Annotated in this window: 21 protein-coding genes and 2 tRNA genes; 7 read left to right on the top strand and 16 right to left on the bottom strand. The window is 40.0% G+C overall.

Annotation, left to right across the window (positions count from 1 at the left end; genetic code table 11):
- Nucleotides 1-50: 50 nt before the first annotated feature.
- Nucleotides 51-1430 carry a hypothetical protein gene (locus ACYQ2C_RS13045; protein WP_460103208.1) on the bottom strand — a complete coding sequence of 460 codons (1380 nt, stop codon included), beginning with the start codon at nucleotides 1428-1430 and terminating at the stop codon, nucleotides 51-53.
- Between the two features lie 1145 nt (nucleotides 1431-2575).
- Nucleotides 2576-3697 (bottom strand): phosphoserine transaminase, encoded by a 1122-nt coding sequence (locus ACYQ2C_RS13040; protein ID WP_460103205.1) that lies wholly within the window; start codon nucleotides 3695-3697, stop codon nucleotides 2576-2578.
- A gap of 303 nt (nucleotides 3698-4000) precedes the next feature.
- Here ACYQ2C_RS13040 and ACYQ2C_RS13035 point away from each other — a divergent pair, with 303 nt between their 5' ends.
- The gene (locus tag ACYQ2C_RS13035; RefSeq protein WP_460103202.1) at nucleotides 4001-5851 is read left to right on the top strand and encodes an ABC transporter ATP-binding protein; all 1851 of its coding nucleotides are present in this window, start codon (nucleotides 4001-4003) and stop codon (nucleotides 5849-5851) included.
- 447 nt (nucleotides 5852-6298) lie between these two features.
- Here the strand turns inward: ACYQ2C_RS13035 and trxA are convergent, their stop codons facing one another.
- Nucleotides 6299-7153: a thioredoxin gene (gene trxA / locus ACYQ2C_RS13030; RefSeq protein ID WP_460103200.1), complete on the bottom strand. Its 855-nt coding sequence runs from the start codon at nucleotides 7151-7153 to the stop codon at nucleotides 6299-6301.
- Nucleotides 7154-8345: 1192 nt separating this feature from the next.
- On the opposite strand from trxA, the gene phbB reads away from it, so the two are divergent.
- Nucleotides 8346-9071 carry an acetoacetyl-CoA reductase gene (phbB, locus tag ACYQ2C_RS13025; RefSeq protein ID WP_460049386.1) on the top strand — a complete coding sequence of 242 codons (726 nt, stop codon included), beginning with the start codon at nucleotides 8346-8348 and terminating at the stop codon, nucleotides 9069-9071.
- Between the two features lie 223 nt (nucleotides 9072-9294).
- Entirely contained in the window at nucleotides 9295-9822 is a 528-nt protein-coding gene (locus ACYQ2C_RS13020) for a DUF2726 domain-containing protein (protein WP_460103198.1), read from the top strand.
- A 276-nt stretch (nucleotides 9823-10098) separates the two neighbouring features.
- On the opposite strand, the gene ACYQ2C_RS13015 is transcribed toward ACYQ2C_RS13020, so the two are convergent.
- Nucleotides 10099-10590 carry a hypothetical protein gene (locus ACYQ2C_RS13015; RefSeq protein WP_460103195.1) on the bottom strand — a complete coding sequence of 164 codons (492 nt, stop codon included), beginning with the start codon at nucleotides 10588-10590 and terminating at the stop codon, nucleotides 10099-10101.
- A gap of 1959 nt (nucleotides 10591-12549) precedes the next feature.
- Between ACYQ2C_RS13015 and ACYQ2C_RS13010 the strand changes: the two genes are divergently transcribed.
- Nucleotides 12550-15288 carry a pentapeptide repeat-containing protein gene (locus tag ACYQ2C_RS13010; RefSeq protein WP_460103192.1) on the top strand — a complete coding sequence of 913 codons (2739 nt, stop codon included), beginning with the start codon at nucleotides 12550-12552 and terminating at the stop codon, nucleotides 15286-15288.
- Nucleotides 15289-15307: 19 nt separating this feature from the next.
- On the opposite strand, the gene ACYQ2C_RS13005 is transcribed toward ACYQ2C_RS13010, so the two are convergent.
- The 4 genes from ACYQ2C_RS13005 to ACYQ2C_RS12990 are packed head-to-tail and all read right to left on the bottom strand — an operon-like array spanning nucleotide 15308 to nucleotide 16273.
- Nucleotides 15308-15541, bottom strand: a complete 234-nt coding sequence (locus tag ACYQ2C_RS13005) for a helix-turn-helix domain-containing protein (protein ID WP_460103189.1) — start codon at nucleotides 15539-15541, stop codon at nucleotides 15308-15310.
- Between the two features lie 30 nt (nucleotides 15542-15571).
- A complete protein-coding gene (locus ACYQ2C_RS13000; RefSeq protein ID WP_460103186.1) occupies nucleotides 15572-15817 on the bottom strand; it encodes a helix-turn-helix domain-containing protein in 246 nt (81 codons plus the stop codon).
- 27 nt (nucleotides 15818-15844) lie between these two features.
- A complete protein-coding gene (locus ACYQ2C_RS12995; protein WP_460103184.1) occupies nucleotides 15845-16069 on the bottom strand; it encodes a helix-turn-helix domain-containing protein in 225 nt (74 codons plus the stop codon).
- 18 nt (nucleotides 16070-16087) lie between these two features.
- Nucleotides 16088-16273, bottom strand: a complete 186-nt coding sequence (locus tag ACYQ2C_RS12990; protein WP_460103182.1) for a helix-turn-helix domain-containing protein — start codon at nucleotides 16271-16273, stop codon at nucleotides 16088-16090.
- Nucleotides 16274-16485: 212 nt separating this feature from the next.
- Between ACYQ2C_RS12990 and ACYQ2C_RS12985 the strand changes: the two genes are divergently transcribed.
- From ACYQ2C_RS12985 to ACYQ2C_RS12975, 3 genes are read left to right on the top strand one after another with little or no spacing between them, the layout of a single operon-like run.
- Nucleotides 16486-16719 carry a hypothetical protein gene (locus ACYQ2C_RS12985; protein ID WP_460103180.1) on the top strand — a complete coding sequence of 78 codons (234 nt, stop codon included), beginning with the start codon at nucleotides 16486-16488 and terminating at the stop codon, nucleotides 16717-16719.
- Nucleotides 16720-16765: 46 nt separating this feature from the next.
- Nucleotides 16766-17062, top strand: coding sequence for a hypothetical protein (locus ACYQ2C_RS12980; protein ID WP_460103178.1), 297 nt, complete (start codon nucleotides 16766-16768; stop codon nucleotides 17060-17062).
- A 21-nt stretch (nucleotides 17063-17083) separates the two neighbouring features.
- Nucleotides 17084-17374, top strand: coding sequence for a hypothetical protein (locus ACYQ2C_RS12975; RefSeq protein WP_460103176.1), 291 nt, complete (start codon nucleotides 17084-17086; stop codon nucleotides 17372-17374).
- On the opposite strand, the gene ACYQ2C_RS12970 is transcribed toward ACYQ2C_RS12975, so the two are convergent.
- The 8 genes from ACYQ2C_RS12970 to ACYQ2C_RS12935 all read right to left on the bottom strand — a co-directional run bounded on the left by ACYQ2C_RS12970 (nucleotide 17371) and on the right by ACYQ2C_RS12935 (nucleotide 25040).
- Nucleotides 17371-20277, bottom strand: coding sequence for a DUF927 domain-containing protein (locus tag ACYQ2C_RS12970; RefSeq protein ID WP_460103174.1), 2907 nt, complete (start codon nucleotides 20275-20277; stop codon nucleotides 17371-17373). The genes ACYQ2C_RS12975 and ACYQ2C_RS12970 overlap by 4 nt on opposite strands.
- A gap of 272 nt (nucleotides 20278-20549) precedes the next feature.
- Nucleotides 20550-20900, bottom strand: coding sequence for a hypothetical protein (locus ACYQ2C_RS12965; RefSeq protein ID WP_460103172.1), 351 nt, complete (start codon nucleotides 20898-20900; stop codon nucleotides 20550-20552).
- Nucleotides 20900-21166 carry a helix-turn-helix transcriptional regulator gene (locus ACYQ2C_RS12960; RefSeq protein ID WP_460103170.1) on the bottom strand — a complete coding sequence of 89 codons (267 nt, stop codon included), beginning with the start codon at nucleotides 21164-21166 and terminating at the stop codon, nucleotides 20900-20902. The genes ACYQ2C_RS12965 and ACYQ2C_RS12960 overlap by 1 nt, the downstream gene beginning before the upstream one ends.
- A 121-nt stretch (nucleotides 21167-21287) precedes the next feature.
- Nucleotides 21288-22388, bottom strand: a complete 1101-nt coding sequence (locus ACYQ2C_RS12955) for a hypothetical protein (RefSeq protein ID WP_460103168.1) — start codon at nucleotides 22386-22388, stop codon at nucleotides 21288-21290.
- 90 nt (nucleotides 22389-22478) lie between these two features.
- On the bottom strand, nucleotides 22479-23717 hold the full coding sequence (locus ACYQ2C_RS12950; RefSeq protein WP_460103166.1) for a tyrosine-type recombinase/integrase: 1239 nt from the start codon (nucleotides 23715-23717) through the stop codon (nucleotides 22479-22481).
- A 161-nt stretch (nucleotides 23718-23878) separates the two neighbouring features.
- Nucleotides 23879-23965: transfer RNA gene (locus ACYQ2C_RS12945), tRNA-Leu, on the bottom strand.
- A gap of 56 nt (nucleotides 23966-24021) precedes the next feature.
- Nucleotides 24022-24095: transfer RNA gene (locus ACYQ2C_RS12940), tRNA-Cys, on the bottom strand.
- A 426-nt stretch (nucleotides 24096-24521) separates the two neighbouring features.
- A complete protein-coding gene (locus tag ACYQ2C_RS12935) occupies nucleotides 24522-25040 on the bottom strand; it encodes a hypothetical protein (RefSeq protein WP_460049389.1) in 519 nt (172 codons plus the stop codon).
- Nucleotides 25041-25217: the final 177 nt, after the last annotated feature.

The raw sequence follows: 25217 nt of genomic DNA, 5'->3' as shown, positions 1-25217 counted from the left end.
TTTGCGCTGGACTTAAATTTCTTTAGATTCGGGAGCAGGAGCTACAAAAGCTAAGCTCGATTAAACTTTATAACATTAGACTGGCTGTGTTCTTCACAGCGATCACTCTCACCGGGGTGGAATTCCACGGGTGATGTCACACGATTAATTTGACAACCGCAAATACTACCGTCTCTTTTTAAAGCCTGACAGGTTGGGCTTTTAAAATGACCTAACCAAGACTTGTAAGTTGATACAGAGACGCCGGACTTTTGCGCGGCAAATAATTCTGGGTCTTGTATGTAATCTAAAAGCTCGTTTTTATCGATATTAATATGACCAATTCCCGATTGATAAGCCGCAAAGCTAATTCCGGCCGCACTTAACTTTGCAAGAAACTTATCACTGGTGTTTTCTTTTAATTGGTTATTTTCTTCTTGAAGTTGGGAGACTTCTTCAGCAAGATTTTTTTGATGTTCCGTTAAGTACATCAATTCAATATCGCGCATTTGCAGCTGTTCGTTCAGGGCATCGGTCGCCTCACTGATGCGTGACTCAACTTCGTTTTCATGACGTTGATGCAAGATGGCGAACTGTTCCTCACCGACATTACGCAAACTTTTGAGTTTTTCTTCAAAATATTCACGAATGTGCCCCATTTTTCGAATTTGCTGTTCAAGTTCGTTTTGCAGCTCAGAAACCATGAGCTTTTCGTCGGCTAAAGATTGCTCTAACAATGCTACTTTGTTGTTTAAGCGCTCTACTTCGTATTTGTGCTCTAACTGAACCTGATCAAGCTTTTGTCGATGCTTGTTGCGTAAAGTCGCCAATTGCAAACGCTGTTTCTTTAGGGTGTCGGCTAGACGATTACGAAAACTCTGTTGGTACTTTGCTCGAACTTCGTCTTCGATTTCAAGAATACGCGCTTTTTCAAAACGTCGTTCTTCGATGATATTCAGCGTTGGAATATGGTCTTCAGAGTTGTAATCGTGCTGGCTTGGTGGTGCTTCGTAAGGTAAAGACAGGCGATTGCGTGCCACTACCTTCTTGATAGCGGCAAAATGATTAACACCAGGAGCCATTTCTGGGTCCCAGAGTTTGTGTTTAGCATTTGCGATTGGGCATTGGGTATAGCAAGCCAGTTTGATTGGACCGGCACCCAAGTTAGGGCCTCTCGCCGCTATAGACGCTAGTTGCATAAGAGGGACATTCCAAGTCTTGTCTGGAAAGCCGTCCAAATTGAAGTTGATTCGGAAAAACACCGCCGACTCAACCATCAACTGTTTGTTAATTTGCAGATAAACCGCAGTAGCGTTGCGGCCGGCCAATTCTGGCAATGGAATGAACGAATCTAAAACAGCTTCAAACTCTGAATACAGCATTTCGCGCTCGATGTGATTGTTGTTTATAAAAACAACCGCTTGAGCTTGATCACTGTCGCTTGAAACCATGTGTCACCTAAATGCTGTAATACGCCTAACTTATAGGCTCGTTAGTTAAAATTATATTACTGAAGATTAAATAAAAACATCGACTATCTGTGAGATGGTGCAAAGATCCTGAGATTTTAGGTGATATGAATGGCCGTTATTGGTGATTTTTTAGAGTACTTCACACTTCATTAGGTATATTACAAAACGTAATGTAACGGATTTCTCTACCTATTGTAGTGAAAAATTTCGATCCAGCCACACTTAATAAGCTCAAAGGCACTGATAACGTCTACTCAAAATTGGCTTCTATAATTGCATGATCTAAGAAAAGAAAAAGCTATGTGCCAAAAAGAGAATTTAGCACAGCCTTTAATACTTTCCCTAGCGTCTTATGAATTCAAACATTGCCAAAGGCTAATGTTGAAACTGGGAGGGATTTTAAACGTGGTCGAGACGTAACTGCAAAATAACAAATTCGCTGTGTTGCGTAAATTTACATTTCGTCACTGTCGAGTGAAAACTCTTCTTCGTCAAAAAAAGTTTCTTCTAATAACTCTTCTATATAATCTTCCATTTTTATTCTCTTGTATTTATCTGTCTGTATTTATCGGTAGCCGAAAAGCGGCTACAAGGCTGCTATATGACCAAATTAATGGCACAAAGTTTCAGAATCATGGCAGCTTTATGAATTCTAGGTTGCGTTTAAGTGCGCAAACTCAATTTACTGGCACTTTATAGGCAATTTATAAAAAGCTCAGATGAATCCAGAGCTTTTTTGCGCACAAGAATTTGTCGCCAGCTTCAATATACCCAAATAATTGAAATTGTAAGAAGGTTGGAAATCACATTTTTTAATTTATGCCCTCTAATTAAATTATGGAAGAGTTAATCAAAGACTTCTAAAGAGATTCGGCATACAAGCATTTGTCTTTAAAAATAAAACACAATTGTGTTTATTAAACGAAAAGACAAATGGTTATCGAGATATGATGTTTAGAATTATTTAATGTTTGCAATTAAAAGAAAACAGATGTGTTAATCAATAACAGAAAGACAGGCGTGTTAACGTGCAACGTAGAAGCTTTTTTGAATGAAAGTTATCTGAGCCAGTTTCTAGCGACCCAGATAACTTAAACTGAGTTATTTTTACTGAAAAATCTACCTTAATTGCCGGTGACTTCTTGATAGGCCCAGCTCAACCAAGGCAACAAAGCTTTTAAATCTGACGATTCAACCGTCGCCCCGCCCCATATTCTTAAACCAGCAGGTGCATCACGATAAGAAGCAATGTCGTAAGCTACGGCTTCGTTTTCAAGTAATTTCACCATAGATTTTAACTGTGCTTCCGTTGCATCTAAGGTTAAACAAATACTGGTACTCGAAATAGTCTCTGGTTTTTCAGCCAAAAAGTTTATCCACTCGTTGGCAGCAACAAACTCTTTAATAACACTCAGGTTTTCTTGGCTTTTGGCAATTAATGCATCAATACCACCGATCGACTCAGACCAGTTCAATGCATCTAGGTAATCTGCAACACACAGCATTGAAGGTGTATTAATTGTAGAGCCCTCAAATACCTCTTCCATTAATTTACCGCCTTTGGTTAAGCGGAAAATCTTCGGCATTGGCCAAGACGGGGTGTAGCTTTCTAATCGCTCTACCGCTCTTGGGCCAAGCACTAGCATGCCGTGGGCACCCTCGCCGCCAAGCACTTTCTGCCATGAAAAAGTAACGACATCGAGTTTTTCCCAGGGTAAGTCCATGGCAAAAACCGCAGAGGTCGCATCGCAAATGGTTAAACCTTCACGATTATCGGCAATCCAGTCGCCGTTAGGAACGCAAACACCTGAAGTTGTGCCATTCCACGTGAAGACAACATCATTATCAAAGTTAACCGATTCTAGATCGGGTAACTTGCCGTAATCGGCTTCTAAAACACGAACGTCATCTAGCTTAAGTTGCTTGGTAATATCGCTAACCCATGTAGAACCAAAAGATTCCCACGCTAAAACATCGACGCCACGGGCACCTAACAAACTCCACAGTGCCATTTCAACGGCGCCGGTATCCGAAGCCGGTACAACACCTACGCGGTAGCCCGGCGGTAAACGCAAAATTTCCGCGGTTTGAGAACAAGCTTTCGCCAATGCAGGCTTGCCGACCGAGCCACGGTGAGATCGCCCAAGCGTGGTCAAATCCAAGTTGGACACAGAATAACCAGGTCGTTTACTGCACGGACCAGAACTAAAATGTGGGTTATTCGGTTTTACATCAGGCTTTTGCATGGCTGTCTTGCCTCATAAATACACAGGTACATTTTGGGCCAGCGATAATAGGAGTTTGTGCCCTAGCCTGCAAGATAAACGCAATTTGAAGAAATCAAATTCCAGTGTTCGTTATTTATGTCAATAAGCAACTCAATGACCACTACGTGACACTAGATGAAAGGTGCACGGAAATTATCACCCGCGATTGAACGCCAAAACCACGTATTCTCCGATTTGCACAAGCCAGCCTTACTTTTACAGGTATAATTAGCGATAACTGCTTTAAAAAGCTAGAAACCTACAAGAAAACATCGAGTTACTGTGAAGACACAAAACGAGCCCCAGCCGCATAGTTTAAATCTTAAAAATTTCAGCGGCGCATTCCAATACAGCCCGCAAGCATTAAAACTGGTTTGGTTAACCTCAAAACCGCTCACGATAGCCTTTGCGGTGGCGACACTTATCGCCGGATTTTTACCGGCAGCTATTGCAATACTTGGGCAATACATTGTCGATTCGGTAGTACTTGCTGCTAATCTACACCAACAAGGCAATACCGATGTTACCGAGCCGCAGAATACCGCGCTCTTTTGGGTGGTATTAGAGGCGATACTGGTGATTGTTCTTGCCGCTGTGCAGCGTGGAATTTCAGTTTGCCAATCACTATTGCGCGCGCAGCTGGGCGAAAAAGTTAATGTCATGATTTTAGAAAAAGCATTAACACTGTCATTAACCCAATTTGAAGACTCGGAGTTTTACGACAAATTAACCCGCGCACGCAGAGAAGCCTCGGTAAGGCCGCTAGCTTTAATTAATAAATTATTTGGTTTAATGCAAAACGCCATTTCGCTTGTAAGCTACGCGGTAATACTGTGGCAATTTTCTTTTTGGGCGTTGCTGGTTTTATTCATTGGCTCTTTTCCGGTTTTTATTTCAGAGGCCAAATTTTCTGGTGAGGCCTTTCGTCTATTTCGCTGGCGCGCCCCAGAGACTCGCCAACGTTTGTATCTAGAGACGCTACTTGGCCGAGAAGACAGTGCCAAAGAAGTTAAGGTTTTTAACCTGGGGCCAAGATTACTCAATCGTTACCAGGCTATTTTTGACAAAATTTATTTAGAAGACAAAAAGCTCACCATCAGACGAGATACTTGGGGTTGGTTGCTCGGCTTGCTGGGTTCTATTGCTTTTTATGCCGTTTATATTTGGATTGCTCTAGCCGCAATTTACGGAACGATCAGTTTGGGTGAAATGACCATGTACTTGTTGGTTTTTAAACAAGGACAATCTGCCGTTAGTGCTTCTTTAACCGCCATCAGCGGCATGTATGAAGATAACTTATATCTGTCAAACCTATTTGAGTACCTAGATCAACCGGTTGATTCAGACCATGGAACCGCTACCTTCGGCAAAACTCCCGGTGACGGAGTGCGCTTTAATAATGTTTCCTTCACCTATCCCAACGCTAAATTTGCAACCTTAAAAAACATCAATCTACATATTAAACCCGGACAAAAACTTGCGATTGTTGGTGAAAATGGTTCCGGTAAAACTACACTCATTAAATTATTAACAAACCTTTATCAACCCACCGAAGGTGTCATTACGCTGGACGGTACACCGCTTTCAAGTTGGGAACCTTCGGCACTGCACCAAAGATTTAGCGTAATTTTCCAAGATTTTATGCGTTATCAGTTTTTAGTGGGTGAAAATCTAGGTGCAGGTAATATTGCTCGATTTGATGACGAACAAGCCTGGGTACGAGCCGCCGAAAAAGGTTTGGCCGACAAGTTCATTAATAACCTTCAGAACGGATATCACACCCAACTGGGTAAATGGTTTAAAGACGGACAGGAACTCTCCGGTGGACAATGGCAAAAAATTGCCCTATCACGCGTGTTTATAAAACCTGAGGCAGATATCTTAATCTTAGACGAGCCGACATCCGCTATGGATGCAAAAGCCGAAGCAGAAATATTTTCGCAATTTAAATCACACACAGAAAATAGAATTGCGATTTTTATATCCCACCGCTTTTCAACCGTGCGCACAGCCGATCATATTTTGGTCGTTGATAATGGCGAAATCATCGAGCAAGGCAGCCACGAAGAACTGCTCGCAAAAAACAACACCTACGCACATTTATTTAAACTGCAAGCCAAAGGGTATCAGTAAAATAGCAAGCGGCTATTATTTGCAAACAATGGAACAAGTATTTGCAGATGACGGCTCAAGGATCTGAGGAATTTCCGATTAACGCATTCTTGATTTAATCAGAACACTCATCTTCATGTTGCTAAAGACTCAGTTTAATCGGAGTTTTTCTTAATTTATTGGCAAAGAGAAATCCGGTGCAAACCACTACCGGTATTTGCTGTAGATATGCATGCACTAAAAATAAACACACTACTAAATTTTGAATGGAAAATGTGCAATTAATACACAAGAAAACTTTCGTTCCTAAAGTGTTTAACGCGTTTTAATCACAAATAATAAAACTGCAAAAAATTAAATGCAGAGATTCAACAAGAGTTGAGTCTCTGCATTATTTACTAACTGACGAGTTATTAACGCCTACTAAACCGACGTTAAGCATTAATTTTAGATATGAGTTACCGTTAATTAATAAAGTAACGTATAAAACTTACGTTGATATTGAACCGCCAATGGATCTCCTTTGCCGAGTGTCGCTAAAATATCTAAATAGAATTTTTTAGCGGCGCCTTCTTCGAAGTTCATATCCTTGCGGAGAATATTCAATAAAATTTCTAATGCTTTCTCATGCATATTGCTTTGGTTGTACTGTACCGCAAGCTGCAATTGAATATGATGATCTTCTGGATTATTTTCTGCTTGCTGTTGAAGTGCAGTTAATTCAGGAGAAACGGCCGACTCTTTGGCAAGTTCTAACTTAGCCAACAGCGATTTATAAATCTCATCTTGATCGACCATTTTAATTTGCGCGAGTACTTCTTCTGCTTCAGAGAGTCGATTCGTTGCAATTAAAACATCAGCAAGGGCTAGGCAAATATTTGCCTGCTGATTAGAGTCTAAAACCGCCTGACGCAGTAAAACTAAGGCTTGATCAATCTCGTTATCTGCGATCAATTGCTGTGCTTTTTCTAAGTCTAAATCCCAAGATTTGGGTAAATACTTATTTAACATCTCGCGAATTGCAGACTCCGGTTGCAAGCCGGCAAAACCATCAACTGGTTGACCTTCTTTAAAGACCAATACCGTCGGTAAGCTACGCACACCTAACTGTGAGGCAATCATTTGATGTTCGTCGGCATTGATTTTTGCCAACAAAAAACGACCTGCGTACTCGTTTGCCAGTTTCTCTAACACCGGCATTAAAGATTTACAGGGCTCGCACCAGTCTGCCCAAAAATCCGCCAATACAATACGTTGAAACGATTCATCCACTAACACCTGCTGGGCGTTATTTTGATCAATCTCGATGATATGACTTGTCATTCTGTACTCCCCATAAACATTGGTTGTTTTATAGGGGTTCGCCGCCAACATTACAACCCCAAGGCACGGTGTTTGCGTAGCAAATAGTGTTTAGAGGCAACTCTGAACACGTTCACACATGAAAAAATCTATAGGGCCTGTTTCGAAAGGTAACTTTAACGTTTCGTGAGGTGATAACTTGCATAGAATCTGATTGTTATTTCGAATAATCATTTACTAGAAATAGTAATAATGGTTTTATCATTATTTCATGCAAACAACAGTGATACTGATTGTTGTTCTGAGAAATAACACACCATCAGAATTGATTAAACACGCTTAAACATAGGCTGAATTAAAAACCAATAATCGAACACCTTAAATTTGGGGTATTGTATCTAAATGATACCCAACCTTAAAAATATTGTGTGATTATCGTTTACGGTAACAATCGAACAGGTTTACATATTAACCAAGCTAAGGTGATAGTTTTTTAAACGACAAATATTTCATTAAATAATTTGCTTTTTAGAAATCCTATGCTGAAATTATATTAGTAAAAATTAATCTGAGGTTGTAAAAATAAAAAATATACGTAAATCTGCACAAGTTTTTTTGATCACTAAAAATTAAAATTTGCTGCATTGCAGAATTAATCGAGTAAGGCAAAATATGTACAAACGCGAGAAATCAAATTGAGAATTTTTTTTGATTTAAAACAAAATCGTATTTAAAAGCATAGCTCTGCAATATTAAAAAATTTTAAAATCTGTACATTCGCATATCACACTGCTTACAAATATCACCATAATAAATAAAGTTGAATTCACAATAAAAATACGTTAGAAATAAAAATAGACAGAAGCGAAACTAAATTTCTGTTCAACAACTCATTAAATCAATACATGAGTTTATTTTAACCAAGTTAATATCGATCTAAACAGCAAAGTACTGTTTGACAATAATTAAAATTTTATAGGCGTGAACAACAAGCACATCCCAGAATACCTCTGCTTATACACTTAAGTTTGTATTGTTGCCCGCTTTCATTCAAAAAATTTTCATTTAGCTCCAAAAATACAATAAAAAAATAATAACAACCTTATACAACTGTGCCTCGATTTGAGGTGGTAACCAATAACACTATGGTGCAAGCGCTTCCTCGCTGTAGTTGCACAACAATGTAAACAATATATTTATGAGGATATATCCCATGGGAAGAGTCGCTGTAGTTACAGGTGGAACTAGAGGCATCGGCGAAGCAATTTGTTTAGAATTAAAATCAATGGGCCATCAAGTCGTTGCCAATTATGGTGGTAATGATCAAGCTGCAAAAGAATTTACTGACCGTACCGGCATTCCTGCATTTAAGTTTGATGTAGCGGATTACGACGCGGTTGAATCAGGTTTACAACAAATTGAATCTGATTTCGGCCCTATCGACATTATTGTGAACAATGCCGGTATTACGCGCGACGGCGTATTAGCCAAAATGACGTGTGACAACTGGAACGCTGTATTAGATACCAATCTAAAATCGTGCTACAACACCTGCCATAAACTTGTACCGGGTATGCGTGAGCGTGGTTTTGGTCGCATTATTAATATTAGCTCGGTTAACGGCCAGGCTGGTCAATACGGTCAAGTAAACTACACTGCCGCTAAAGCAGGTATTCTTGGTTTTACCAAAGCTCTAGCACTAGAAACCGCCAAATACGGTATTACTGTTAACGCCATTGCTCCCGGCTATATTGATACCGAAATGGTACGCGCTGTACCTGCAGACGTATTAGAAAAAATTGTAAAACGTATTCCCGTTGGTCGTTTAGGCAATACCGGTGACATCGCAAGAGCCGCCCGCTTTTTGGCTGATGAACAAAATAGCTTCATAACCGGCGCTACCCTTTCAATCAATGGCGGCCAATTTATGGCCAACTGATGTATACATAAAAATCAAAAGCGCTTAAATAACTTAGAAAAAACGCAGCCATATGGCTGCGTTTTTTGTTAATGCATAAGCAACAAACAAACTCTGAGAATTAACCACCATTAATTAACCGCAAATACCGCAACCTGTAAAAAGTTTATGGAATACTATTTATTTATCCGTCAATAAATATAATAGGCCTTCGCCTCTACCTTCAATATTGAAGAAATTAAATATGGATTACGTAATTGCATTACTTTTAATTGCGTTAATTGTAGCCGCAATAAAATACGGTAAAAACGGCAACACTAATAAAGTTATAAAAGATAACAGTACTTATACAAATATTGAGCACTTAAAGCAAGGTTACTTAACCTCAAAAAATAAACAAAAACTATTTCAAGCATTAAGAGTTGTATTGGGTGATCGCTACATGATTCATTGCCAAACCTCATTGAAAGCGTTAACTAAACCACTGCTAAAGGAACACTTCAACAAAACCTATAACAAACCTATTGATTTTGTAATTACTGATTGGAAAACAGAAATAAAAGCCGTTATAGAGTTGGACGATAGCAGCCATAAAAATCAAACTCGATATCATCGAGATCAATATGTCAATCACGCACTTTTAGGTATACATCCATTTTTAAGAGTAGAAACACAAAACTTTTATTCACCCGAAAAAATAGCCGAAGCGCTTAGAGAAAAAGGGTTTGATACAGGATATACCGAAAAGAAAACAACTACCGTAGAGAATTAAAAAGATAATAACGAACACAATAAGAAACTAAAAAGATTTAAAATCGGTGCTTAAGCTCTGCCAAATGAGCTTCTCCGTCATACTCCTCCGGTGGGCCCGAGTTCTCACCACCCTAACTTATACTCCCGATAATCTCACAGCTTTCGCGGCTTATATTGATCACTTCAGGTTACTTAACGATAACTAGAAAATTAGTTTAATTCGCTGAATTACCGAATTTTTCATAAACGAAGCAGCAAGAATTCAGGCAAGATAGATTCATACAACATACAATTATTATGTGCTCCTCTGCATATAAAACACTTTAAGTATTTCATCATAAAATTGGCTGAGCCCCGCAATATTTAGCAATGGATCGCGATCCCCGAATTCCCCTTGATTGTCTTCAACCAACGACAGCAACTGCTCATGCCATGAGTTAGATTCGCTAGAAATTATAATCTCATCGGTAACAAAATCAAATTGATGTGCTGTAAGATCTAAATGCCACCGCCTACCTTTATGTTTACCTATACAACACCATTCATGACCGAATACATCACTAAAACTGTTTGGCCTCTTAATATGCTCGGCTAAATTTACATATTTTAAATACACACCACTAACGCCATTATCTATTAAAAATTTACCGAGTAGATGCGAAGTTAAATCGCAACATCCTTCAGGAAAATCATCAAAATCTCGTAAATTAGTCATATAATGGAGATCTGCATCAATACAAACTAATAAAGCATTTCTAAATTGACTAACTAGATTAACAAAGTCCATTAATAACTACTCCCAAAAAACTTAACATTTGAGTGGGGATGAATGCCCTGTTCGAACTCAGAAGTTTACAAGGTGTTTTCGAGTTTTAATACAATACTCTCTAAGATTACTGTCAGTCCTGACACTGTATTGACGTGTAAATTAAAATTTAATTCTTCTTCTAAAACACTCAGGGCTTACAATTTTATTTGTGAGAAATTATTTGGCACTTATTGCGTCTTTCTGTCTTTTAAAACCATTAATTGAATTGATATGTAATCTTTTACAAATCCGTGGAATTTAAAATATAACATCAAAGAGTTTATGTTCTTTTTTAAAGTTAATCTTGTATTAAAACGCCCGGTACAGATTTAGCGGTATTACTGAAAATCGACTTTGAGTCTAAAAGAGATTAAGAATTCGAAAAGCAAAGAACGACGAGGATTTAAACCGAAAATATCTTTTTAGCCACTGATAAAATTCACTCAAGAAACAAATTAGAGCGGTACTAAACACGGTTGTATTAGCTTGACATGAGTATTTTTAAAGAGGTGATTTATCTTACTCTTGAGGTATAGCGGCTGAGCATGAGCTTGAACGTAATATCACATAGGTGGTTTAGAGAATAGATTCTTCTCGCTAAGGCAAAAGCCTGTGTGAACCGGAACTCTCAGTTTAAAACTTCTGTGTTCACCTGGTGCTCAACTAACATCAATTTTTGACGCCAAAAACAACATATCAAAAAGCAGATTACTACGGTGTAGCTAGTTAAGCTATTGTATTTAAAGAATATTTAAGGTGGTGCCGGGGCCGGACTTGAAATATCACTCTAAGTTATTGTTTTATATAAACATACTCGGTTCAATTTTGAAAATGTAGCACCAAAAGTAGCACCACTTTCGGTTTGCTATAATTGAATCGGGACAAGTTGAGTCTTACTTGGCGCTTGTTTCTACCTCTCCTACTGTTGTTCTTTCACTGCTCTATTCTGTTCAACCCTTCTTTTTATTTAAGTATTGAGTATTTATTGAATTAATTATTTAGCTCTTTATTTAAACCGGAACCGGAACCCCCCTAGAGAACGCATTCATCTGTAAAAATTTCGCGGACTTGCGCCCCCGTAGTTAAACGCTGCTGGGAAGAACCTATGAAAATAGCTGGAGGTATGCGGCGGTACCCTGCTCGATGAATGGTTGTGTATTAACACGGTTGTAATGCGCTCTCTGCTTGTCTGTACACTGATTAAATAAAAAGCTTGTTGAAATGTGTGGCTGTAACTTATCGAGGCTGTACGTTTATTTATTGTGTGTTTGTATCTTTAACCCCCCCCTTATAAAAAACCAAAAATTTCACGCAAATGACTCCACGCGCGGTGTCCGCTTAAAGGTTGTTGAGTTTTTACTACCCCCCGCTACTTGAGTTGGTAGTTTGGTTTCTGTTGTTTGATTTTGTTTGTGTTGTGAGTGATAACGCTAGATGAGTTAGTGGGAAGATCCGGTGATTAGTATTTAGCCAATAGCGGTGATGAGCGTCTTTTAAGAATTATGTTTTATTGGCTATTTGTTGTGCTGCTGAAGTTTGAACTATTGACTGTTTTTTGTGCATCGCAAGTAGCGAGCAAACAGCGCGGGGCTGGGGTAGTTTCGCACCCCCTACTTTTTTAATTGCTTATTTTGCTTAGGTTGCTTTTTAGTACTTAACTTATTGATATTTATAATAAAAACTCTAAGCAATGTGTGTTGCTTACAAGATTTACCCATTGCTTTTAAGCAATTGCGGGCTAAATTTTTGTGGATATTTGATCAATAAATCACCGAGATTTTGAAAATGCTCGGTCGTTTTAACGTATTGCTCGGTGGGTTTATCTGGTGGTTTTTACTACTTGCAACCATCACAGGAGGGATACAGAATAGACTTTGATCACTTATTCTTAAACTGGCTTTGCCATTGGAATTCAGTACATCAAGGAACCGCTCATCTATGCCTACACCAGCCAACATTATCGCTAAAAAGCAAGCTAGTTTTCTGTTTCGCGAACTAAAGATTTCGCCTAAAGATAGCTTTAAAGCGTTAGGCAAAGCGCTGCTCTCTGGTGTTAAAAACGATTATCTCGGTGTGGCTGGTAATGTAATGGATGCGCTATTCGGGATTTCGTTTAAGGGTAATACCGAGCACGCAGCTTGGTTATTAGTATTTAGAGCGTTGGTTTTATCGATTAATGATTTATCTGTAGAGTACAAAGATGATTTCGATAAAGACATTGACGATAAACAGCAAGACGATTTTTCGAAAACGCTTAGCGATGAATTGGAAAAACTAGAGATTTATATACCCTATAACTTTTTTATTAACCCAGAAGATTTATCTTTATTTAACGATTTACAGCCAGCATTCACAAATTGGTTAACAAACTTAGGTTTGTCGCAAGATAAGGCTAACGAATTCTTTCAACGGTTAAGGTCAGACTTTAGTTTTCCGCTGGGCAGAACTTGGGCTGCTAACGCAAAAGACTATGAATGTATTCAAACTGCACTTTCAGGGCCTTTTGCAGAAGCTGAAGCATTAAAACTAGGCTGGATGCAATACAAAGGCTGGTTAGCGGCTGAGACACAAAAAAGTATTTTTGATCAACCCATAACGCTAGAACACATTTACGTTCCATTACGCGCTTTTTACTACATAGATAAACCAGATAATTCTGTAGATGAAGATGAGAATCCACAAGAGACCACCAAAACTCCAAAACCACAGGTGGTAGATTTAGCGTCTGAACTTACGGTGTGGGTTAAAAAATTTGACCGGAATAACGCCATAAAAGTGATTAGTGGCGGGCCGGGTTCTGGTAAGTCATCCGCCAGTAAAATGTTTGCTGTAACTGTTGCACGCAATATGCCCGATATTCCGGTGATATTTGTCCAGATCAATAAACTTAAAGGTTACGATTTTAATGCTGTGACAGACTTTACCAGTAAACTGAATTACTTCCCCCGAGGCTCTAACCCTCTCGATACTAGAGTAAGTAAAGATCGGTTATTACTTATTTTAGATGGCCTTGATGAGCTTTCAAAACGTGGTGATACAGCCGCCGCCGCCGCAACCGCATTTGTAGACGATGTTATCAACAACGTAGAAAACGCTAATGATCATTCATGCCAATGGCAAGTGCTAATCACTGGACGTGACATTGCCATTCAATCAACTAGCAGAAACTTTAAACACCTTGACCAAACATTGTATTTATTGCCATTTATTGTTAATGAATATCACGATAAATTTAATGATGAGAAAATACAGTTTAAAGACCCCAACAACTTATTACGTGTGGATCAACGAGATTTATGGTGGAGTAAATACGGCTCAGCCATAGGGCGTAAATATGAAGGCATACCCCAAAATTTTAAAACTGATAACTTACTCGAAATCACGCGTGAACCGTTACTTAATTTATTAGTCGCACTTACTTATAAGTCAGATGACTTTAACCTCAAAAATATAACTATCAATAAAATTTACGATACATTATTTTCTGAGGTCTATAAGCGCCGGTGGGATACAAAACGCACTCATCATGGCGCAAGGCATTTAGAGGAGGATCAATATAGACATGTGTTAGAGGAAATAGCACTTGTTGCTTGGCATAGTGGCGACGCCAGAACTGCAAAAGAATCGCAAATAGATAAACGTTGTGGAGCCGAAGGAATTACCAAGTATTTAAACATTTATGTGGATTCAGCAAAAAAAGATATTAGCCAATTACTAACCGCATTTTATTTTTCAAGAAGTCATGAAAACATTCTTGGTGAAGACACCTTTGAATTCACTCATAAAACATTCGGTGAATATTTAATTGCTAAAAGATTAGTAAGAAAACTGAAATCACTCGCTAAATTAAAGAGCGATGGTGTAAACGAGAAAGCGTTATTAAAACGTTGGATAGAAGTTACTGGCCCAGCACCTATTGACACATTTATTTTGGAGTTTTTCAATGGTGAATTTACGCAGGATTCTTTTGAAGAAAATAAAAACCCGCAAGATACTATAAGCCATTTGTTAGGTACTGTTTCTCAATATGACCTACCCATGGAGTTACTCGAAAGCATCTCTTTTAAAGAGATGCTCAAGCAAGCTGTAAATGCTTTAGAGATGTTATTTGTGGCTCATCACGCTTGCAGTTTATCGACAAAAACCGTCTCTCCTGCGAATTTCAGAGAAAACCCCAGTTTCATTAAACAAACAATTAATCGGATCAATAATACCAATTCAAAAAAACGTATATTATCTTCAATGGCATATTTAAATTTGTCATACCAGAATTTGTCATACCAAAATTTGGAAAATTCGAACTTTCGGGGAGCTGATTTAGAAAAAGCTAACCTCAAAGGAGCTAACCTCGAAGGCGCCAACCTCAAAGGCGCCAACCTCAAAGGAGCTAACCTCAAAGGAGCTAACCTCAATGAAGCTAACCTCAATGAAGCTAACCTCGAAGGAGCTACCCTCAATGGAGCTACCCTCAATGGAGCTACCCTCAACGGAACTACCCTCAACGGAACTACCTTCAACGGAGCTACCCTCTGGAGAGTTAACCTAAAAGGAGTTAATCTAAAAGGAGCTAACCTCGAAGGAGCTGACCTATTTAATATTAAACTCGATAATGAAACTATTTTCCCAGATAGGTTCGATTTATATAATCATATGAGTCATTACCATTCCAATAAGTAACGTTTATTTTGTACTAGGCCTATCTTTCATCGTCGACAAATACACCGTCATCACCTTCAAAGCGCACTCTGCCAGTGGACAGTAGGTAACTAGTAATCTGCTGTAGATTGGTCGTATGAACGCTGGGCAAACCATCGGTAGCTTCAACTTTTCTTATAGTCGATAAACCCACACCAACGGCTTCGGCCAGTTCTTTTCCAGACATTCTTAAGCCAGCTCTGGCCATTCTAATTTGCAGTCCTGTGGCGATCATATGAATTCCCTTTCGCATTAAACTAAAGTATTAAATCTTAGATTCTGGCTCTATAAATATTGTGTTTTCGCCTTCAAAACGCACCAAACCACTAGCAGTTAACGCATCATGAACCGCCTGTAGGTTTTCAATTCTTGAGCTTGGGACGCCATCAACATTTTCCATACGTTTTAAGGTCATTGAGCTAACACCGGATTTCTTTTCTAGATCAGCAATCGACCACCTTAGTATTCCTCGCGCGGCTCTTATTTGTGCACCACTCACAAGATTAACCAAAACTACCTCCGTGTATCTTTAAAGCCACTAATCTTGCTTTTTATCGTCAACGAACACGCCATCATCACCTTCAAAGCGTACCCTGCCAGTTTCCAATAAAGCGTGTTTCATTTTATCAACCGTAGTTGTTAAGGCAGCTCCGCCCTTCTCAAAGGCTGAGACCGTCGCATGCCTAACTCCAGCTTGCTCGGCTAGAAACTTACCAGACCAATTCAAACCGGCTCTAGCCATCCGGCATTGTTTAGCATTCATGGGAAATCCTTTTAGTGCTTAATCTTTTGGATCTACAAAAACCCCAGACTCGCCTTCAAAGCGCACCCTTCCAGTGGACAGTAGGTAACTAGTAATCTGCTGTAGATTGGTCGTATGAACGCTGGGCAAACCGTCGGTAGCTTCAACTTTTCGTATGGTCGATAAACCCACACCAACGGCTTCGGCCAACTCCTTCCCCGACATCTTTAACCCCGAGCGGGCCATTCTTATCTGCAATCCAGTAGCTATCATCAATACCAACCCAACTTTTTAAATTACATTTACAGCTCAATTGACGATAAAGACAATCAAAAGAGTTGCTTTTTAATTTTATTGCAACTAATATGATTACAAATAAAATTTATTTGATTTTAAAGATAATCAAAAAGACTATCAATCATCAAGGGTTATCAGCCATGAACAAGAAGGAATTTGCATTAACCGGTATTCAGTTTGATTTGGTCAATAAGATTGGCGCTGTGATTGTTGAGTCTGGTGATGGTAAAGAAGTAAAAGAACCGGCTGAGTTTTTGGAATCGATGGATGATCGTTCACGTAAAATTTTTTTAATCGGTTATTTGCAGTCGATGAACGATAAAAACAAACCACAAGATTGGAGTTTTACGCCGGGTGTTACCTTGGTTGTGTAGGATTTATTTGGAATTGTTTAAACGCATTTAATACGCAGGTGATGCCATGCAATTGGGTAGTGTGAAGGTTACGGCGTTTCATTTTAATTTGGCGGGTGCAGAGAATTTAATTGCGGTTACCAGTGCTGAGGGTAACCAAAAACTACAACCCGAGTTATTAAAACCCTATTTAACCGAGCAAGAATTTGAGCTGTATTTGGCCGGTTATATTCAAGCGTTTAACGATCGCAATAAAGAGCGGTTTGTTTTTCCGTCGCAAATTCTTGATGGTAGCGCTGCTCGATTATTACGGTGTAATTGGAACGATGTTAAGAACGTGGTGGCCATTGGCGCACAAGGTTAATTGACCAATACAGGTGAAGTTATGCAGTTAGGTAGCGTAGAGGTAACGGCTATTGGTTTTAGTCATGTTGGTACCGATCACATGGTGTATGTATCAACGCCCGAAGGCCAACGGATAATGCAACCGGAATTATTAAAACCCTATTTAACCGAGCAAGAATTTGAGTTGTACTTGGCCGGTTATATTCAAGCGTTTAACGATCGCAATAAAGAGCGGTTTGTGTTCCCGTCGCAAATTATTGACGGCAGTATGGCGCAAGCTCTTACCCGTAATTGGCAAGACGTTGATAACGTGGTGGCCATTAAACGTTAGGCAACGCCTTCTATGTTATCGGGTTTATCGTTGTTATTAGTGTTGTTGTTAGCGTTATCGTCTGTGTTGTTTTCAGGCTCGTTAAATACGTCTTGCAAGGCAGACATTTTAATAAAATACACTTGGGTTTGACGGCTGCCGGTACCCGGTAACACTTTTTGGTAAAGATTCCCTTTGCCTTTACTGGTAATTAGCGCACCACGTTTTTTTAAGAGTTCACAGGCGCGTTTGTAGTCTAGGTCTTTGCAAATTTCTTTGCGGAATACTTCTTTAAAAATATACAGCTCTTCTTCGCTGTAAGACTGCTCACCATAGGTGTGGCTTTCTTCAATTTTCCGAAATCCCCAACGAGTCATGCTACGCGGTTGATGGGTATCAACAGACGGTTCTTCTTTGTCCCAACGGGTAAAGTTAGATTCTGCTTTGGTTTGCAGTAGCAAGGTGATTTGTTCGAGTATGGCGCGGTCTTCAGCATTGCCCTCACCACCACGGTCGGCCAAAAAGTTTTTAAATAATATCGACGCCGCTGCACGGGCCTCACCTTTTTGCCATCCGGTAATGCCCTGCATGGTGGCTAATTCACCGCATTCACCCACCAATGCAAAACCCATAGCAGCACGTCGTGCTTGCCCACTGGCGGCTGCACTTAGGTGTTGTTCTTGAAACTCAGTAACCATGCGATGCAAAAACGAAGCAACCTTACGACGGTCTTCCGGTGTTGCAGAGGTTAACCATTGAATAAACGCTTGAAAGGCGTGGCCGTGGTTTTTAGCGGCTTGGGCTTTTAGGTGTTCTGATAAGGCAGCACCGTGAGCAAAGGCGTGTAGGTTTTGATAAATACCTTTGTGAGCACGTTCTTTTTCGTTGGTGTGTAAATCAGCGCGAATGTGCAGTAAACGCATTTCTTGCCCTGCTTCGGTAATTTTACCCACACGGTTTTGGATTTCTTTTAAAGACCGTTCACCGTTACTTAACCACACCAAGCGCCATTTGTGTTGAGCGCGCGTACTGCTACCGGTATCGGTTGCACGGGCTTTACCTTCTTCGTTCCCTAATTGATAAACTGTATGGCCCACGCTAAAAGGGTCGGCTTGGTTGATTTCATCAAGAATTAAAATGGAATCACTGTGTGCTGATGCCGTGGATTCTAACGCCGCTGAGGTGGTATTCCACGTGTGCACATAATTAGGCGCACCACACACAGAACCCGCCACCACCGATAACGAGCTTTTGCCTAGGCTAGAATTACCCAGCATGTGAAAGCCTAGAGTTTTATAACCCACCCACTCTAACAGTGGGCCAGTAAAGGCAATGGATACCGCAAACATTAATACCGGATTACCCGAGCAATAACGGGCAATATTGTCTTGCCAGCCTTGTAAGCTACCGGTGATTTGGGCGCGGTTTAAACAGGTGCGTTCGCTGTAGTAATGCATGGGTTCATCACTATCACCAATAACACCAACCGGCGACATATAAGCGCTGCCGTGCCAGCCCATACGATTAACAAGGCGCATTCGTTTGGTAGTAACACGAGAGGCTTTTTGCAGGTAATCGAGAACACGGTTTTTGCTGTTTCGGTGACTGTCTACGGCCAGACCACGGTTGTAGAGTTCTTCAAGCACCTTGGCACCACGATCAGACGCAAATAAGCGCATAGGTATGCACAGCTCACAGCGTTGATTGTCGCGGTCGTGAAAGACCAGCATAACACTCCACTCGGTTCGCTCACTGGTACGCGCAAGGGCGAGCACTTCTAGATGGCCACAAATCCAAAATAGACTTTCGCCGTCGTCGCTGTCGGGATTAACCCAATAGACACCACCATCACGAATTACGTAACCGGCTTTTGGTTGTTGATCATCCGGCGGTGGGTTGTCGTCTGCAATGTGTGCATTTGATACCGCGTTTTGCGGTTGTTGGTGCTGTTGATTGGGGTGATCTTTATTGGGGTGATCTTTATTGGATTGCTGCAAAGACTGCATAGCGGTATTAATTTGCGTGGCCACGGCTTCAAGTCCAAGTTGCACGTGTAAATCGTTGAAGTCTGAATAGGCTTTTTGGGTGTTGGACGGTGGGCACTGGGTAAAGCTTGGTATAACGACCAAACCAGCGGCAAGGCTTGCTGCTTTCTGCGCGTATTGAATGCCGGTAGTGTCGTCATCGGCGGCAATAATTACCGTTACCTTCGAATAAGCTTTGCGTAGCACGGTGGCGACCTTGGGCAAGTTGCCTGCATCAAAAGCAATAACAACCGGTAATTGCGTGGCCATGTGCAAACTTGCGGCGGTGGCGTAGCCTTCTGCAATGATTACGGTCGGGCTTAGGGCGATATCACCTAGTACGTGCATAGCACCGCCTTTGGGTGTGCCGGTTAAGAATTTCTTGGTACCGTCTGACTCAATAAACTGCAAACCTACTAAATCACCGCTAACCTGTCTTACCGGAATAACCACAGAACCGCGCGAAAAACCTAATTCAAAGGCGGCGACTTTTTTACGATTAAGATAATCGGAACGCCCTTGTTTAGGTAATTTTTGCCAAATATCAGCAGCGCGTTTAGCTGCGTTTTGTTGCTTCGCTTTGCGTTCACGATCTGCCGATTGTTGAGCTTGTCGCTGCTTCTCTTTAATGGCAGCAAGGTCTTCATCACTGAGCGTACTACCTTCGTATTCGATAGAGGCGCCCTTTTCCGAAAAGGCTGGATTCTTCCAGTTACCATAAGAACCCACGTAATAGGTATTACCCGATTTACTGATTACTGAGAAGACACGATACCAACCGGATCGCTTTTGTCCGGTATCGCCTTCTACCTTAACGCGAACAATAGAACGTGTATCTGATTCGAAAGAATCGACTAGCAAGCCAGCCGAACGAAGCTGGTTTAAAACTGAATTATACATAGTGTTTACCTGTCGCCCCAATCCCCATAAAAACCAAGAACGACTGCGCCAAAATGCTGGAGCGCGCTTAAAAACGCATCGATTACGGTGATTTTTGTGGTCTGCAATTGCTTAAAAGCAATGGCGATTTTGTGTAAGCAAGCTACTTTGCTTAGACTTTTATCTATAAATATCAACAAGTTAAGTGATAAAAAGCAATCTAAGCAAAGTAAGCAACGAAAAAAGTAAGGGGTGCGTAACTGCATTGAGTTTTTGCCGCGCTGCGGTGTCGCTTAAATCCCTGTATTTGAGCACGAGTAAGTGCGTCTTGGTCGCCCTTCAACATGAACAAAAGTGTTACCAACATGAGCTGCGTGGTAGAAGGAATTAACACGGCCAGGCGGAATTTGAATATCTTCGTTGGTGGTATCGTCGTAACAGACGATCCATGCGTGATCACTCCAAACAAAGGCAACAACAAAAGTACGAGCCTTATTGAAAGCTTCCATGTGATTAAAAGCGTCTTTAAATGAATCACTTTCGAGCACCGAATTAGGCATGTGTAATTTAAATTCAGCGGCAGATTTAAACACGGTTGGTGCAGATACTTGCGCTGGAGACATACCAAATAAATCGTTATTCATTAGGCTGCCCCTTTGGTGAGTTGTTGACGCTTCTCGACCAAGTGATTAACCAAAACACGAATATCATCTTCAGACTTACCCGCCACCATAAAGGCAAGTACCTGATCTAACTCATGCTCTGGCCAACCCTTAGCGCGAGCACCCAACGAAACAGGAGGAGGAAGTAAACCAGCTTTAACACGGTCGTGAAACCAAGTGCTTTTAGCACCAAAACGCTTTAGTGCATCGGCACGGCGGAGAATATTAATTCGGGTAATATCGGGCATAACCAACCTCTTTGAAATGTATCGAAACGTTACGTAGATAGTTGGTTAATTATTTGGAAAGGTTGATCGAGATGATAGGAACTTGAGTAAACGACCATCAAAGGGTCAAGTTCCTATTATCTTAAGCATTATTGTTATTGTATTTTTTGTGTCGCCTCAAGACCGCCTCTACAGACTTTCTTTGTAGTTCAATTCCAAATAATAAATTCCCTATAGCGACCCAATCAGAGTTACGTAGAAAGAGCCTGCATTTACCATCGATAACAAAACCTTTCCCATTTTCTTTTTTAATTGGATCAGCAAATCGTCCGACCGTATGAGAGAGATCATCAAGCTTTTTTAAAGCTATTTCGATAAATTGATAACCATTTATTTTTGAAGTGTAAGGAGAAGTATTCGCCTTGGTTGGTGGAGGAAATTTTACGTTATCATAATGGTAACTGTGCATACTCAAGTGATTTAGAGGCTCTAAATCTTCTGGTTTGTCGGGTTCGAATTCAGAAATTACCTTATATAGTTCTGGCATTTCTTCGAACCTACGTATATCAACATCAGCCCAAGTTGGAGTTTTGTTAGTTTCTGGAGTTATCAAATCATCACTCAATGCCATATCAAGGACTTTATTTTTATAGCGGTCTAGTCCATTAATATATTGATCTGAATCTGATAATAAGTGGTGCCAATATAACTCAGGCCACTTGGCAGAAGTACAAGAACTGATTAATCCCATTAATTCTGTTTGTAGAAAAGAAAACCCTAAAAATTTAGATAGTTTAGAATCTTCTGGGTTATTTTCATTATGTTGAAGAAGACCAAACAATCTATAAGCAGCTTCAGCAATAGATTGATGATAATTATCTTCAGCAAGAATAAGATCTTCTTCTTTCTCTCTTTCGTCCTCCACTTCTTGAAAGGTTTCCAAAAACACCTCTAGCAATATTCGTTGAATCTCCCATGACTCTAGATCAAATTCATTCAGATGTGCATAAAAGCTTTTCAAGGTCGGTGTTTGTGTTAATAATTTAATTACTTTTAATTCATCTTTTGCCCAATACCCTTTTTCGGCTTCGCTCTTAAAATCAATAATGTTAAATAATTCTTCCAAAGCTTCACGGATTTTTAATGGGTATCCTTTCGGAATTAAGGGAAGTTCGTTTAACTCTTTCTCTGTAAGATTAAATTTAAATCTGTTTCTATAAAAACCAAAGTCAGAATCTGACATATCCGTACCCCTACGGAACCCATAATTAGATTCAAGCCAAGGCGAGTGGGTACCCGCCCTTTCAGGAGCTACCCTAGGCTTGAAAACTCGTTAACCACGATGTGAGAAAATAGGAACAACCACACCTGGCTTTTTTAAACTGTCCAAATAATTTGCCCACCATTGCATTAAATTTATTCGTTCTTCTAAAAATCGCGCATGGTGAATATAAGCGGCTCTTACTCCGTTTCTTTCCATGTGTGATAGCTGTCTTTCGATAGCATCTGGATTAAAACCGGTTTCATTTAATATTGATGAAGCAGTGGCTCTAAAGCCATGCGGATTAGCTTTTGTTTTACCTTCGTGATTACCGTCGTACCCCAATTTAAAAATTGCGCGTCTCATTGTGTTATCAGACATGGGCACTTCGCGGTTTCTTTCTGACGGAAACAACAACGGGTAACCACCTGATATTTCGCGTATTTTTTCGAGAATTGTTATGGTTTGAGTTGCCAATGGAACAAGATGTTCTGTGCCCATTTTCATGCGTTCGGCAGGTATTCGCCAAATACGTTCTTCAAGATCAAACTCTTCCCAACGAGCACCACGTAGTTCACCCGGACGCACAAACGTTAAAATTAATAATTCAATAGAAAGCTGCGTGAGTGATCTACCCTTAGTTTTATAATTAGCTAATGCCTTTAAAAATTCGGGTAATTCTTCTCTAGGTAAAGAGGCTCTGTGCTCAGTTTTACGAGCTTTTAAAATACCGGTTAAATCAGCGGCGGGATTAATTTCAATTAAATTATTTTGCACTGCATAACGAAATACTCGACGAACATCTTGCAAAGTTCTACTAGCAACGTCAGGAGCACCACGGCTTTCTACAGCACGTGTAATTTGAATAATTTCTTGTGGTTTAATTTCGGTAATTGGTTTGTTACCAATTAAAGGAAAGACGTTTTGTTCTAACCTTAAAAATACGCGGTTTGCGTGGTCTGGTTTCCAAGTTCCCTTTTGATGATTCCACCAATCTTTGGCAATTTTAGAAAATAAATTACTGGATTTTTCCACAGTATTTAATTTATCGGACTTACGCAGATCGCTTGGATCAATACCGTTATTTATTTGCTCACGAGCTTTTAACGTTAATTGTCGAGCATCTTTTAAACTAATATCAGGATAAACACCAATAGCGAGTGTTTTTTGTTTGCCGAGGAATCGATATTTTAGACGCCAATACTTACTACCGTTGGTTTTAACGAGTAAGCGGAGGCCGTTAGAGTCGGATAGCCACTGATCTTTATCAGCCGCTGAAGCCTTACGAACTTGGGTGTCTGTGAGCGCCATGGTGCTACATTTCTAAATTGAACCGAGGTAGCACCAAATGTAGCACCACTTTGCTGCGGATAGCAACGAATCTCAGCGGACAATAACGAACACTAATTTAGGGTCAAAGCTAGAAGTGATAAGGGTTTGCGAACAACTACGAACAATAACGAAGGTCAATGTGGTGCCCGGGGCCGGACTTGAACCGGCACGGCCGTGAGGCCGGGAGATTTTAAGTCTCCTGTGTCTACCTATTCCACCACCCGGGCTAAGGGAAGTGTTTTTTTAGTTGAGTGGTAGCTCAACCAAAGCTCACAGAGCTTTGTGGAGGCGCGAGCCGGAGTCGAACCGGCCTCAACGGATTTGCAATCCGTGGCATAACCGCTTTGCTATCGCGCCAGAGGTTGCGAATTCTAAACCAAGCAAGAGAAAATTCCTAGTCTTTTCTGATGCTTAGCGACTTTTTAGAGTCTGCAAACCAGACATAACGTAAGTAAACAAGGCTCAAGTCATGCAACGAGGTGCGTATTTTAGGGATAGAGTTTGCGGAGTCAAGCAAAAATTTTGAAAATTTTGTATTTCTTTATTTTCCGATTAATGACTGATCACTTTGTCTTTATTGGTAGCAAACTAGATGTAAATTAACCAAAAGAATCAGCAAGTTAGATGGTTAAAAATAGATATTACCGAGCATTCCAAAATTTATGGTGGGCAGCTTGGATGGGAATCTGGCGGATTTAGTAATAGGTAGATCTCACCTGCTCTCCAAGCCCTTAAATAAGCTTGGAGATTGGTTTTATTAGATAAGAAATAAATATCTGACGATTAGAATAATAGTACGCTTGGGAATTCTTCTGAAATTGAACTAAACGATTGTCTGTAATTGTTAAAAAAGCTTTTTTCAAATCCGTGGTAATTGTGCACCTGAAAATTAAGGCCGTTTTGCACACACCAGCCATTAAATTGTGCGAATATTTTTTTATTAAGACTGTGCTCGAATTCCGAAAAATCGGCAGGCTCACTGATGTTTTCAGATAACACAAAATAAACTATTTCTGCGTTTTCGTTTTCAACAGCTGCTTTCGATTTTTCTTTGCCGTAATGAATTAACGCTTTCCAATCTTCTTCATTGCTTGCGTTAAAGTTGGGCAAATATGCAATACGTTTGGTTGTGATTCCATTTTTCTCAATCCAAAGGCTTTGAACTTCTTTCGATCGAGATTGGTAATTTTTACTTTCAGATTGATTTATAGAAGAAAAAACAACGTTATCGTTATAGTTAAATGTTTCGCTCGGCTTACACGAGCACAAAAATATCAAGGAAAGTATCCAAAGATGTTTCATGTATCCTCCAACCAAATCCTTTTGGGTATCTTTAATTAACCGATTTAAAAATATTTAATCATGCGGTCAATTAATTGGAGTTCTACCGCTTTAAATATTTTTCGCCCGAATTTTTAATTGTTAGTTGGTCGTGCTAGTTGGAACGGATGAGATTATAAATTGAAATTTATTTTTTGT

It is taken from the genome of Sessilibacter sp. MAH3, assembly GCF_054658275.1.
This window is presented reverse-complemented; position numbering and strand designations above follow the sequence as displayed.

Bases quoted from the DNA above. Each gene is read 5' to 3' on its own strand.
- ACYQ2C_RS13045 (WP_460103208.1), bottom strand. From the start codon at position 1,430: ATGGTTTCAAGCGACAGTGATCAAGCTCAAGCGGTTGTTTTTATAAAC.
- ACYQ2C_RS13040 (WP_460103205.1), bottom strand. From the start codon at position 3,697: ATGCAAAAGCCTGATGTAAAACCGAATAACCCACATTTTAGTTCTGGT.
- trxA (WP_460103200.1), bottom strand. From the start codon at position 7,153: ATGACAAGTCATATCATCGAGATTGATCAAAATAACGCCCAGCAGGTG.
- phbB (WP_460049386.1), top strand. From the start codon at position 8,346: ATGGGAAGAGTCGCTGTAGTTACAGGTGGAACTAGAGGCATCGGCGAA.
- ACYQ2C_RS13020 (WP_460103198.1), top strand. From the start codon at position 9,295: ATGGATTACGTAATTGCATTACTTTTAATTGCGTTAATTGTAGCCGCA.
- ACYQ2C_RS13015 (WP_460103195.1), bottom strand. From the start codon at position 10,590: ATGGACTTTGTTAATCTAGTTAGTCAATTTAGAAATGCTTTATTAGTT.
- ACYQ2C_RS13010 (WP_460103192.1), top strand. From the start codon at position 12,550: ATGCCTACACCAGCCAACATTATCGCTAAAAAGCAAGCTAGTTTTCTG.
- ACYQ2C_RS13005 (WP_460103189.1), bottom strand. From the start codon at position 15,541: ATGATCGCCACAGGACTGCAAATTAGAATGGCCAGAGCTGGCTTAAGA.
- ACYQ2C_RS12995 (WP_460103184.1), bottom strand. From the start codon at position 16,069: ATGAATGCTAAACAATGCCGGATGGCTAGAGCCGGTTTGAATTGGTCT.
- ACYQ2C_RS12990 (WP_460103182.1), bottom strand. From the start codon at position 16,273: ATGTCGGGGAAGGAGTTGGCCGAAGCCGTTGGTGTGGGTTTATCGACC.
- ACYQ2C_RS12985 (WP_460103180.1), top strand. From the start codon at position 16,486: ATGAACAAGAAGGAATTTGCATTAACCGGTATTCAGTTTGATTTGGTC.
- ACYQ2C_RS12980 (WP_460103178.1), top strand. From the start codon at position 16,766: ATGCAATTGGGTAGTGTGAAGGTTACGGCGTTTCATTTTAATTTGGCG.
- ACYQ2C_RS12975 (WP_460103176.1), top strand. From the start codon at position 17,084: ATGCAGTTAGGTAGCGTAGAGGTAACGGCTATTGGTTTTAGTCATGTT.
- ACYQ2C_RS12970 (WP_460103174.1), bottom strand. From the start codon at position 20,277: ATGTATAATTCAGTTTTAAACCAGCTTCGTTCGGCTGGCTTGCTAGTC.
- ACYQ2C_RS12965 (WP_460103172.1), bottom strand. From the start codon at position 20,900: ATGAATAACGATTTATTTGGTATGTCTCCAGCGCAAGTATCTGCACCA.
- ACYQ2C_RS12960 (WP_460103170.1), bottom strand. From the start codon at position 21,166: ATGCCCGATATTACCCGAATTAATATTCTCCGCCGTGCCGATGCACTA.
- ACYQ2C_RS12955 (WP_460103168.1), bottom strand. From the start codon at position 22,388: ATGTCAGATTCTGACTTTGGTTTTTATAGAAACAGATTTAAATTTAAT.
- ACYQ2C_RS12950 (WP_460103166.1), bottom strand. From the start codon at position 23,717: ATGGCGCTCACAGACACCCAAGTTCGTAAGGCTTCAGCGGCTGATAAA.
- ACYQ2C_RS12935 (WP_460049389.1), bottom strand. From the start codon at position 25,040: ATGAAACATCTTTGGATACTTTCCTTGATATTTTTGTGCTCGTGTAAG.